We start from the raw sequence: 11,566 nt of genomic DNA, 5'->3' as shown, positions 1-11,566 counted from the left end.
CCCGCCAATGGGGGGAGGAGGCGGGGGTCGTCTGAGTTCAGCCCCGGGGGGTCGGGCTGAACTAGTTCGAACGAATCGAACAGCAACGATCTTACACCCGCCATTGGCGAGAAACGCAAGCCTGAGCTGCACTGAACTGCTGTTTTTCGCCGCAAGAGGACGCTTGCCGAGGAGCACACGAACCGCCTGTCGGACTATCCTCGTTCCTGTGACCGACAAGCCTGCGAACGGACTGAATACCGGGCGGACAGCCGCTTTCTTCGATTTGGACAAAACGATCATCGCGAAGTCGAGCACCCTGGCGTTCAGTAAGCCCTTCTTCGCCCAGGGTCTGATCAATCGACGCTCGGTTCTCAAGAGCAGCTATGCACAATTCCTGTTTCTGCTGTCCGGCGCCGATCACGATCAGATGGAGCGCATGCGCGAGCACCTGACGGCCATGTGCGCGGGTTGGGACGTGGAACAGGTGAAGGCCATCGTCGCGGAGACTCTGCACGACATCGTCGACCCACTCGTCTTCGCCGAGGCGGCCGATCTGATCGCAGATCACAAGCTGCGTGGACACGACGTCATCGTGGTGTCGGCGTCGGGCGAGGAAATCGTCGCGCCGATCGCCCGAGCCCTCGGCGCCACCCATTCCGTGGCGACGTCGATGAGGGAAGAAGACGGCCATTACACCGGCGAGGTCGACTTCTACTGCTACGGCCCGGGCAAGGTCGAGGCGATGGAAAAACTCGCCGCGGAATACGGCTACGACCTCGCCGCCAGTTACGCCTACTCCGACTCGGTGACCGATTTGCCCATGCTCGAGGCAGTCGGACATCCCACCGCAGTCAACCCCGATCGTGCATTACGCAAGGAAGCGGCCGTAAACGGTTGGCCCATACTGACTTTCTCGAACCCAGTCTCGCTTCGCGCGCGATTGTCGGCGCAGTCCACGACGACGGTGGCCACAACTGCAGCGGTGGGAATCGCAGCTTTGGTGGCCGGCGCCATGACCTTCGGGCTACTGCGTCGGAAACGCTGAAATCCAATGCCCACAAACAAAAATTGGTACTTGCTGTGAGCCCGGACACAGGGTACAAAGGAGTTACGGAAGAACGGAAGGCCAGGAACGGCTCGGAAGAGAAGGACCGTTTCCCCAACCGAAATTCCTAGCACGGGCACTAGGGCACCCACGCGGAGCACAAGCCACTATAAGGGCAGAAGCGTTGTGGGCCTGCAAGATTCGTTCAATTTGAGCGAGGACCCCGCACCGGTTGCGGGGACGACCTCAGAAAGTGCGATCCCTCGCCGAGGCCACCCACACAACCCACCGAGCACGCTTGGTAACGAGTAGTCCGTGCTGACGGGCGGCGAAGTCGATTTATCGGCAGCGCCGCCCGTTCGTTATGTTCCAGCCTCGCCCTGTTGCAGATTATCCAGTCGCCGCGTCGGCGATCGAAGTCGCTTCTCGCGCACCGGCTTCGAGAGCGCCGCAGCACAGAATCACCCAGCTGCCGACGCCCGCCGGATTTCCCGAAGCGAATCCAGCTGCGCCGTCCGTGTACGCCTGCGGCCGCCGAAGCCAACTGACCTCGGGGACTCCTAGATTGTGCGGATCCAACCCGGACGAGACCGCAACCAGACGCGAGGCCGCACGGGCGACGATGCCGTCAGCCGTGCCGAACGGGCTCAGCGCCAAGAGTTCTCCGTGTACAACGGCCGCCAGAACCGGAGCCGGCGCACTGGTCCCGCCTGTCACGAGTTGCGCGAGAGCGTCCAACCGCTCCCCCACTCCGCGATCCGATCGTGGCCGCCCCAGTTGATCCACGTCCTCGACGAGGTCCGCCGCGGCCAGCAGGTGCAGACGGGCCAAAGCCTGCAGTGGGGCGCGCTTCCACGTCGACTCCATGAGGGGCAGACTGTCGCCGTCCAGTGCCTGAGCCACGCGCAGAGCACCCGCGAGAATCGGATCACCGGCCATGCCCTCGGCCGGCAATTCCGTGGTGCCACCCGCCAGAGACGCGGAGGCTCGCGCTGCGCGAACCGCGGCTTCGGCGGCAGTGGTGGGCCAACCGCGACGGTTGGTCTTGTGCCGATGAACCTCCCCCAGAGCGTCGCGCGCATGATCGGCAGCGGCGCGTACACCTGGAAGATCGACGAGGGGCTGCAAGGGGTCCGTCACGATCAACGACGGTACCCTTGCAGCCCCTCTGCGGACTTGCCTACCTACCTGTTGCCTCAGCTTCCCAGCGTGATGGAACCGCCGGGAATCGCATCGAGCAACTTGCGGGTGTAGTCCTGTTGCGGATTTCCGAACACGTCGTCGATCGGTGCCGATTCGACGATCGAGCCACGCGACATCACCAACACGTTGTCCGCGATCTGACGAACCACGGCCAGGTCGTGCGTGATGAAGAGGTACGTCAACCCGAACTCTGCCTGCAGGTCGTTGAGCAGGGTCAAGATCTGATCCTGCACGAGCACGTCGAGAGCGGAGACCGCCTCGTCGCAGATCACGACCTCCGGTTGCAGTGCCAACGCTCGCGCAATTGCGACGCGCTGACGCTGTCCGCCGGAGAGCTCGTTCGGGAACCGTCGCATGACCGACTGGGGCAGACCGACCTTGTCGAGAAGTTCGCGGACGCGAGCCTCACGTTCGGCTTTTGTCCCGACCTTGTGGGTACGTAGCGGCTCTTCGATCGTGCGGTAGATCGAGTACATCGGGTCGAGCGTGCCGTAAGGGTTCTGGAAGATCGGCTGCACTCGGCGACGGAACGCAAAGGTTTCCTTCGCGCCGAGTTTCGCCACGTCCTGACCGTCGAAGACGACGTTGCCTGCGGTGGGCTCGAGCAAGCCGAGAACCATCTGCGCGACCGTTGACTTACCGGAACCCGATTCGCCGACGATCGCCGTCGTGGTTCCGCGGCGGACCTTGAAGGACACGTCGTTCACGGCTGTGAAGTCGGTGGTCTTGCGGAAACCCTTGCGCAGCTTGAACACCTTGGTCAGATGATCGACGACAAGAACGTCGTCGGTCGCCTTGCCGAAGGACTCTCCCGCACTTTCCTCGGCCTTGACCGCTTCGGCTACCTCTTCCGCCTGTTCGCGAATCTCGGCGCGCGCCACCGACGAGCTGAGGCGCTTCGACGCCAACGACGGCGCAGCGGCAACCAGCTTCTGTGTGTACGGATGCTGCGGACGCTTCAGGATCTCCAGTGCCGGACCGGATTCGACGATACGACCCTTGCTCATCACGATCAGATGCTCGGCACGCTCGGCAGCCAAGCCCAGATCGTGCGTGATGAGCAGAACCGCGGTGCCGAGTTCCGTTGTCAGACCGTCGAGGTGGTCGAGGATCTGACGCTGGACGGTGACGTCGAGCGCCGACGTCGGCTCGTCCGCGATCAGAAGCTTCGGACGAGCGGACAACCCGATCGCGATGAGTGCGCGCTGGCGCATACCGCCCGAGAACTCGTGCGGGTACTGCCCCAACCGGCTCTCGGCTTCGGCGAGACCTGCCTCCTCGAGCAGTTCGGCGGCGCGAACCTTGGCGGCCTTGCCCTTGGCGATCCCGTTGGCAGCCAGTGCTTCCTCGATCTGGAAGCCCACTTTCCACACGGGATTCAGATTCGACATCGGGTCCTGCGGAACCAAACCGATCTGGCTGCCCCGGATATGGACGAAGTCCTTCTCCGAAACCTTCGAGATGTCCTTGCCGTCGAAGATGATCTCGCCTGCCGTCACCTTGCCGGTGCCGGGAAGCAGATTGATGATCGAGTGTGCGGTGGTGGACTTGCCCGAGCCCGATTCGCCGACGATGGCGACCGTCTGTCCCGGGTACACGGTCAGGCTGACGCCTCGAACTGCCGGAACCGGACCGGAATTGGACTGGAACGACACCTCGAGATCACGAATCTCGAGCAACGGAGTTTCCTCCGAGGTGAGAGTTTCCTTGGTGGTCATCGTGCTCACCGCTTCCGCGACTTGGGATCGAGGGCGTCGCGCAGAGCGTCACCCATCATGATGAATCCGAGAACGGTGATCGCCAGAGCCGTTGCCGGGTAGAACAGAATGGTCGAACCCTGACGCAGCGTCACCTGAGCGTTACTGATGTCTCCACCCCACGAAACCTCGGTGGACGGAAGACCGATACCGAGGAAGGACAGCGTCGCCTCGGCAACGATGTACGTACCGAGCGAGATGGTGGCCACCACGATGATGGGCGCCAACGAATTCGGGATGACGTGGCGGATCAGTGTCTTGAGCTTCGAGACACCCAATGCCTCCGAAGCCATGACGTAATCGTTGTTCTTCGCCGAGATCACCGCGCCGCGAGCAATTCTTGCCATCTGCGGCCAGCCGAAGAGCGCCAGGACGCCGACGACAGTCCAGATCGTGCGATCGGTGAAGAGCTGCATCAGGACGATGGCAGCCAGGATCAGCGGGATGCCGAAGAAGATGTCGGCGACACGGGAGAGGATCGAATCGGTCCATCCGCCGTAGAAACCGGACAGCGCACCGAAGATCACGCCGATCACCAGCACCGACGCCGTGACACCGACGCCCACGAGTACGGATGCGCGAGCACCGTAGATGGTGCGCGAGTACACGTCACAGCCCTGGCGGTCGAAACCGAACCAGTGCCCTGAGGTCGGCCCCTGCATGCTGTAGGTCAGGTCGCAGAACCGCGGATCGGTGCTCGTGAACAAGCTCGGAAACGCTGCGATGACAATGACCGCGAGGATGATAATCGTCGAGATGATGAACAGGGGACGCTTGCGTAGGTCGCGCCACGCGTCGGTCCACATGCTCGTCGGCGCCTGATCGAGTTTGACGGCGTCCGTCTCCCCCGGTGCCGCAACTTCGGGCGGCGCCACGAAATGGCTTTGCCGGACTACGCGTCCGGTCTTCACGGTCTCAGACATAGCGGATCCTCGGATCGAGCGCGGCGTACAAGAGGTCGACGAGCAGATTCGCGATCAGGTAGATCACGATCAGGATGGTGACGAACGAAACCACCGTCGGCGCTTCACCTCTGGTCACCGCCTGGTAGATCGTGCCGCCGACGCCGTTGATGTTGAAGATGCCCTCGGTGACGATGGCGCCGCCCATCAACGTCGCGAGGTCGGCACCCAGGAACGTGACCACTGGGATCAGCGAGTTGCGCAACACGTGCACGCGAACCACTCGTCCGCGGGAAAGTCCCTTGGCGGTAGCGGTGCGCACGTAATCGGCAGTCAGATTCTCCGCCACGGACGTTCGGGTCAGTCGCAGAACGTACGCGAACGAGACCGAGCCGAGAACCAGTGCCGGGAGAAGGAGATTCGTGAAACTGGTGTTGCCACCGACCGTCGGCGGGACGATGCCCCATTTGACGCCGATGAAGAACTGAGCCAGGAAGCCGATCACGAAGATCGGGATGGCGATGAGAACGAGGCTGAACAGCAGGACGGTGCTGTCGAAGAATCCGCCCTTACGCAGGCCGGCGATGAGGCCGAAGCCGACACCGAAGACCGTCTCGACGATCAGTGCCATGAAGGCAAGTTTCATCGTGATCGGAAATGCCTGTGCCAGAACTTCACTGACAGGTCGTCCGGAGAACGACGTGCCGAAGTCCAGCGTGAAGATGCCCTTCAGGTACAGCAGGTACTGCTGATAGAAGGGGAGGTCGAGGTGGTAGCGCTCCCGAAGCTGCTGTGCAACAGCCGGACTGAGCGCCTTGTCGCCCGCCAACGCGGCAATCGGATCACCGGGAAGCAGGAAGACCATGGCGTAGATCAGAAGAGTGGCCCCGAGAAAAACCGGGATCATTTGAAGCACTCGGCGACCGATGTACCAGAGCATCGGATCACCTCCTTGTCGATGATCGTGTACGTCAGCGGACAGTCCGGTGTGAACACGAGTTCGGGACGGCAGGCAGGGCGCCTGCCGCCCCGAACTCACGTTTCAGATGCGGATCGTTCTACGCGTCAGTTCTTTTCGATGTCTTCGTAGACCGGAACACCGTTCCAGCTGATGGTCACGTTGGAGACGTTCTCCGACCATCCACTGGCAGCGTTGCGGTACCACGTCGGAACTGCGGGCAGGTCCTTGAGCAGGACTTCCTGAGCCTGATCGAGCAGTTCCTGAGCCTTGGCCTGATCGGTCTGGCCGGCCGATTCGCGCAGGAGGCGGTCGAACTCGGGGTTGGAGTACTCACCGTCGTTGGAGCTGCCGCCGGTCTGGTAGTTCTGCGCCAGGAAGCCGTACTGCTGCGGGTAGTCACCCTGCCAGCCGGAGCGGAAGGAGCTCTGGATGGTGCGGTTGGTGGCTTCGGTGCGGATCTGAGCGAAGGTGGCGTACTGCTTGCCCTTCGCGTCGATGCCGAGGGTGTTGCGGATGCTGTTCGCCGTGGCGTCGACCCATTCCTGGTGTCCGCCGTCCGAGTTGTACGCGATCTCGAAGCTACCGGTCCACGGAGCGATCGCGTCGGCCTTCGCCCAAGCGGCCTTGGCTGCCTCGGGATCGAACTTCAGGTTGCCGTTGCCGGTCAGCGAGTCGTTCCAGCCCTTGATTGCGGGGCTGGTGAAGTCGAGTGCAGGCGTCCTGGTCTTGTTGAAGATCTGCTGGGTGATCTGATCGCGGTTGATCGCCATCGAGATCGCCTGACGGCGGAGCATGCCCTCTTCGCCGCTGAAGTGCGGCAGGCGACCCGGGATCGTGAACGTCTCGATGGTTGCCGACGGCTGGTTGACGGTGCGTCCGGGCAGGTCCGACTCGAAGGTCGTGACGGCGCTCGGCGGAACCTGGTCGAGAACGTCGACGTTGTTGGCCAGGAGATCGGTGTACGCCGTGTCCAGGCTGTTGTACATGATGAAGTCGACGCCGGCGTTCTTCGGCTTACGGTTGCCGTTGTAGTCCGGGTTGACGACGGTGTCGATGCGGACGTTGTGCTGCCACGCGCCGGTTCCGTCGAGCTTGTACGGGCCGTTGCCGATCGGGTTCTCACCGAAGGCGGTCATGTCCTTGAACGCGACCTCGGGCAGCGGGTAGTACGCCGTGAAGCCGAGGCGATCGGGGAACGCCGACTCGGGCTGCTTGAGTTCGATGGTGAAGGTGGAATCGTCCACGACCTTCAGACCCGACATGGTCTGTGCCGTCGGAACCTCGGCGGCAACTTCGTCGTAGCCCTTGATCGGGTCGAAGAACGAAGCCTGGAGCTGAGCGTTGGTGGAGAGAGCGCCGTAGTTCCACGCGTCGACGAACGACTTCGCGGTGACGGGGGTGCCGTCCGTGAAGGTCCAGCCGTCCTTGAGCTTGACGGTGAAGTTCTGACCGTCGGTGCTCTCGATGGACTCGGCAACCTCGTTCTCCGTACCGCCGTCTGCGGTGTACGAAACGAGACCGGAGAACAGCGAGTCGAGGACGCGGCCGCCCATGTTCTCACTCGTGTTCGTGGGGATCAACGGGTTCTGAGGCTCGCCCGCCCAGGCGTTGACGACGCCACTGGACGATCCGCCCGACGAATCGCCGGACGAACATGCCGTGATCAGCACTGCCGTCATTCCGAGCGCGACCGCGCCGGTCGCTATGCGTGAGATACGCAAAGGAATTCCTTCCACATCTAAGTGACCCCGAGCATGCTCGCGGCCTGCCGACAGCCGTAACTGCCGGCGTCGTGTCGCCTACAACTGAAAGTGAACGTGACTTCGAGTTGCGGTCGAATAATGGTTTGACAATAGACACATCGAGCTCGAAGCGCGCACCGCACCCATTGTTGGAAAATTGGGGGTAATTGAATTCGGGCACATTCATTCGTCGGCGGAAGCGACCACCCGTCGCATCGATTCGACCGATCGTCGCAGGACAACGGGTTGCAACGTGATGCAACGGTGCGTTTGAGCGAGCTTGTGACTACCCTCACACGGAGTCAGAAAAGTGTCGATCAATGTGGAAAGAAGGCCGTCAGCCATGACAAGCGCAGCCGAAACAGACGTCCCCCAGGCATATCCGCCGAGCGCAGAGTTCGCTGCGGCCGCCAACGCGGGACCGGAGTTGCAGGCTGCCGCAGATACCGACCGCCTCGCTTTCTGGGCGAATCAGGCTGAGCGCCTTCACTGGCACGAGAAATGGACCGACGTCCTCGACTGGACCGACGCCCCCGTCGCCAAGTGGTTCGTCGGCGGAAAACTCAACGTCGCCTACAACTGCGTCGACCGCCACGTCCTCGCCGGCAACGGCGACCGCGTCGCCATTGCATTCGAAGGCGAACCCGGCGATTCCCGCGATCTGACCTACAACGACCTCCTCGCCGAAGTCAGCCGCGCCGCAAACACTTTCACCGACCTCGGCCTCGTCGCCGGTGACCGCGTCGCGATCTACATGCCGATGATCCCCGAAGCGATCGTCACCATGCTCGCCTGCGCCCGCCTCGGACTGACCCACTCGGTCGTCTTCGCCGGATTCTCCGCCACCGCCCTACGCTCACGCATCGACGACGCCCAAGCCAAACTCGTCGTCACCGTCGACGGCCAGTGGCGACGCGGCGCCGCAGCACCCATCAAAACAGCGGTCGACGAATCCGTCGACGGCGCCGACTCCGTCCAGAACGTGTTGGTGGTCAACCGGACCGGCATCGACGTCGACTGGACCGACGGCCGCGACCTGTGGTGGCACGAAACCGTCGCACAAGCCTCACCCGAGCACGAAGCGCAGGCCTTCGACGCCGAACATCCCCTGTTCATCCTCTACACCTCCGGCACCACCGGAAAACCCAAGGGCATCATCCACACCTCCGGCGGCTACCTCACCCAAGCCTCCTACACCCACCACAACGTCTTCGATCACAAAGCCGGACAAGACGTCTACTGGTGCACCGCCGACATCGGCTGGGTCACCGGACACTCCTACATCGTCTACGGCCCCCTCTCCAACGGTGTCACCCAGGTCGTCTACGAAGGCACCCCCAACTCCCCGAACGAGCACCGCCACTTCGACATCATCGAGAAGTACGGCGTCTCCATCTACTACACCGCACCCACCCTCGTGCGCACCTTCATGAAGTGGGGCCGCGAGATCCCCGACGCCCACGACCTGACCTCGATCCGCCTCCTCGGCTCCGTTGGCGAGCCCATCAACCCCGAAGCGTGGCGCTGGTTCCGCGAGGTCATCGGCGGCAACAAAGCACCCATCGTCGACACCTGGTGGCAGACCGAGACCGGAGCGATCATGATCTCCCCGCTCCCCGGTATCACCGCCACCAAGCCCGGATCCGCCATGGCACCCCTGCCCGGTATTTCCGCGAAGATCGTCGACGACGACGCCAAACCCCTCGGCCCCGGCGGCAACGGCTACCTCGTCCTCGACGAGCCGTGGCCGGCGATGCTGCGCGGCATCTGGGGCGACATGGACCGCTACCGCGACACCTACTGGTCCCGCTACGCCGAAGAAGGCTGGTACTTCGCCGGTGACGGCGCCAAATACGACGACGACGGCGCACTCTGGGTCCTCGGCCGCGTCGACGACGTCATGAACGTCTCCGGCCACCGCATCTCCACCTCCGAAGTGGAATCAGCACTGGTCAACCACCACGGCGTCGCAGAAGCCGCCGTCGTCGGCGCCGCGGACGAGACCACCGGACAGGGCATCGTCGCGTTCGTCATCCTGCGCGAAGGCGTCGAAAACACCGGCGACGTCCTCATCGCCGAACTCAAGGCTCAGGTCTCCACCGACATCAGCCCCATCGCCAAACCACGTCAGATCACCATCGTGCCGGAACTGCCCAAAACCCGATCCGGCAAGATCATGCGCCGCCTCCTGCGCGACGTCGCCGAAGGCCGAGACCTCGGAGACACCTCAACCCTGGTCGACCCCAAGGTATTCGACGCAATACGCGGCAAATAAGGCCTTCGGCCCCCGTGCGCCTTTCTGGTAGTCCCCCTACCAGGAAGGCGTGCAGGGGCGGAGCCCCTCTCGCAGCTTCACTTCCTCTTTCGACGTCAGCCAGGACTCCTCGGCCACGCGAATATCTGCAGCAACCCGCTTGTGCAAGGACTTTCCACGCGAGGAGAGAAACACGCGCACTTTCCGGCGGTCGTCCTCGCCGACTTCGCGATAGATGAGCGCGAGCGAGACCAGCTTGTCCGCGACCCGCGTCAGCGTGGGAGCCGGTGTTCCCGTTCGATCGCGCAGCTCAGCCATCGTCAGCCCCTCGGTCGACGCCAAGGCTTCGAGCGTCATCCAGTGATCGAGAGTGAGATTCTCTGCGGCCAGCGTCTTCTCCGCCGCCGCCGCGGCCATTCGGGCTGCTCGGACCAGCGCGGTCGTCAGCGACGCATCAAGAATTCCGGAGTCACTTTTTCCCACTGATCGCTCCCCCGCTGTTGCGTAGTTCACACTTCTCGGGCAATACTTTCAAATGAAATGATAGTAACCCAGGCCAGGCCGCTGGCTTCCGATTCCGGCGGCGACGCATGAGCGCTACCGGCGCGCTCGAACGCGCGCGCAGCGCCGTGTGGCGCCTGGGCATGGTGGTTCCCCTCCAAGGGCCGGCCGGACTGTTCGGTCCGTCGTGTGAGGCGATCAGCGAATTGGCCGCCCGCGACCTCAACAACTCCGGCGGCGTGCTGGGACGCGAAGTCCAGATCGAAGTGATCGACGGCGGCGCTTCGCCGGGCGTCGTCGCAGCCCGCGTGCAACAGCTACTCGACGCAGGTGACATTGACGCCGTCAGCGGTTGGCACATCTCCTCGGTCCGCCACGCACTCGCACCGGTGGTCGCAGGCCGTATTCCGTACTCGTACACCTCGCTCTACGAGGGCGGCGAGGTCAGACCAGGGATCTACTGTTCAGGCGAAACACCACGACAGCAGATCGCGCCGGCACTGAAGTGGCTGCGCGACAACGTCGGAGCGCGCAAGTGGTTCGTCGTCGGCGACGACTACATCTGGCCTCACAGCTCGCTCGGGGCCGTGAGGCAATTCGCCACCGAACTCGATCTCACCCTGGTCGGCGGTTCGTTTGTCGATCTGGGGCGCGGCAACATGAAGCAGTTGGTCGAGACCGTCTCGAACTCCGGTTGCGACGGCGTGATCATGCTCCTCGTCGGGCAGGACGCCGTCGACTTCAACCGAGCCTTCGCCCGCCGAGGCCTCGACGAGTCGATGATCCGGTTCAGCCCGTTGATGGAAGAAAACATGCTGCTCGCGAGCGGGCCGAGAGCGACCCGTAACCTGTTTGCCTCCGCCGCATACTTCCGCTCGATGGTCGACGGCAACTCGATGGATCTACTCGGGCGCTACGTGGCGCTGCACGGCGCGCACGCCCCAGCATTGAACAACGCCGCCGAGTCGTGTTACGAAGGGATACACACCCTTTCGGCCCTGGTACGACGCGCCGACAGCACACGTCCACACGACCTCGACGCCGTCGTCGAAGGCGCCGCATACGACGGGCCTCGCGGAACCGTCGAGTTTCGCGATCGTGTTGCACGACAGAAGATTCAGCTCGCCGTCGCCGACGGACTCGACTTCTCGATCATCGCAACGCTCTGAAATCTCCTCCTGAGATCCACCTCTTGACTTCTGTGGCGCGCATCACTTAG

The 11,566-nt window shown here is 63.0% G+C and carries 9 protein-coding genes; 3 read left to right on the top strand and 6 right to left on the bottom strand.

Annotated features, from left to right (window positions below; translation table 11 throughout):
- Nucleotides 1-208: 208 nt before the first annotated feature.
- Complete coding sequence (locus tag I7X09_RS15630; protein ID WP_019746641.1) at nt 209-1,027, top strand: HAD-IB family hydrolase; 819 nt, start codon at nt 209-211, stop codon at nt 1,025-1,027.
- A 390-nt stretch (nt 1,028-1,417) separates the two neighbouring features.
- Here I7X09_RS15630 and I7X09_RS15625 read toward each other — a convergent pair whose 3' ends face one another.
- The 5 genes from I7X09_RS15625 to I7X09_RS15605 all read right to left on the bottom strand — a co-directional run bounded on the left by I7X09_RS15625 (nt 1,418) and on the right by I7X09_RS15605 (nt 7,571).
- Entirely contained in the window at nt 1,418-2,167 is a 750-nt protein-coding gene (locus I7X09_RS15625) for an oxidoreductase (RefSeq protein ID WP_200312934.1), read from the bottom strand.
- 56 nt (nt 2,168-2,223) lie between these two features.
- A complete protein-coding gene (locus I7X09_RS15620) occupies nt 2,224-3,948 on the bottom strand; it encodes a dipeptide ABC transporter ATP-binding protein (protein WP_200312933.1) in 1,725 nt (574 codons plus the stop codon).
- Nucleotides 3,949-3,953: 5 nt separating this feature from the next.
- On the bottom strand, nt 3,954-4,910 hold the full coding sequence (locus tag I7X09_RS15615; RefSeq protein ID WP_095973504.1) for an ABC transporter permease: 957 nt from the start codon (nt 4,908-4,910) through the stop codon (nt 3,954-3,956).
- A complete protein-coding gene (locus I7X09_RS15610) occupies nt 4,903-5,829 on the bottom strand; it encodes an ABC transporter permease (RefSeq protein WP_095973503.1) in 927 nt (308 codons plus the stop codon). Before I7X09_RS15610 ends, I7X09_RS15615 begins: the two co-directional genes overlap by 8 nt.
- A gap of 125 nt (nt 5,830-5,954) precedes the next feature.
- Nucleotides 5,955-7,571, bottom strand: coding sequence for a peptide ABC transporter substrate-binding protein (locus tag I7X09_RS15605; protein ID WP_095973516.1), 1,617 nt, complete (start codon nt 7,569-7,571; stop codon nt 5,955-5,957).
- Between the two features lie 364 nt (nt 7,572-7,935).
- Here I7X09_RS15605 and acs point away from each other — a divergent pair, with 364 nt between their 5' ends.
- Nucleotides 7,936-9,867: an acetate--CoA ligase gene (gene acs, locus I7X09_RS15600; protein ID WP_095973502.1), complete on the top strand. Its 1,932-nt coding sequence runs from the start codon at nt 7,936-7,938 to the stop codon at nt 9,865-9,867.
- Between the two features lie 36 nt (nt 9,868-9,903).
- Here the strand turns inward: acs and I7X09_RS15595 are convergent, their stop codons facing one another.
- Nucleotides 9,904-10,329, bottom strand: a complete 426-nt coding sequence (locus I7X09_RS15595; protein WP_200312932.1) for a MarR family transcriptional regulator — start codon at nt 10,327-10,329, stop codon at nt 9,904-9,906.
- Between the two features lie 107 nt (nt 10,330-10,436).
- Here I7X09_RS15595 and I7X09_RS15590 point away from each other — a divergent pair, with 107 nt between their 5' ends.
- Nucleotides 10,437-11,516: a substrate-binding domain-containing protein gene (locus I7X09_RS15590; RefSeq protein ID WP_200312931.1), complete on the top strand. Its 1,080-nt coding sequence runs from the start codon at nt 10,437-10,439 to the stop codon at nt 11,514-11,516.
- The last annotated feature ends 50 nt before the right edge of the window (nt 11,517-11,566 follow it).

The sequence above is a fragment of the Rhodococcus sp. P-2 genome (genome assembly GCF_016598535.1).
Classification (GTDB): domain Bacteria; phylum Actinomycetota; class Actinomycetes; order Mycobacteriales; family Mycobacteriaceae; genus Rhodococcus_F; species Rhodococcus_F baikonurensis.
This window is presented reverse-complemented; position numbering and strand designations above follow the sequence as displayed.

Excerpts from the sequence above, each read along its gene's own strand:
- I7X09_RS15610 (WP_095973503.1), bottom strand. The coding sequence starts at position 5,829 with ATGCTCTGGTACATCGGTCGCCGAGTGCTTCAAATGATCCCGGTTTTT.
- I7X09_RS15615 (WP_095973504.1), bottom strand. The coding sequence starts at position 4,910 with ATGTCTGAGACCGTGAAGACCGGACGCGTAGTCCGGCAAAGCCATTTC.
- I7X09_RS15620 (WP_200312933.1), bottom strand. The coding sequence starts at position 3,948 with ATGACCACCAAGGAAACTCTCACCTCGGAGGAAACTCCGTTGCTCGAG.
- I7X09_RS15590 (WP_200312931.1), top strand. The coding sequence starts at position 10,437 with ATGAGCGCTACCGGCGCGCTCGAACGCGCGCGCAGCGCCGTGTGGCGC.
- acs (WP_095973502.1), top strand. The coding sequence starts at position 7,936 with ATGACAAGCGCAGCCGAAACAGACGTCCCCCAGGCATATCCGCCGAGC.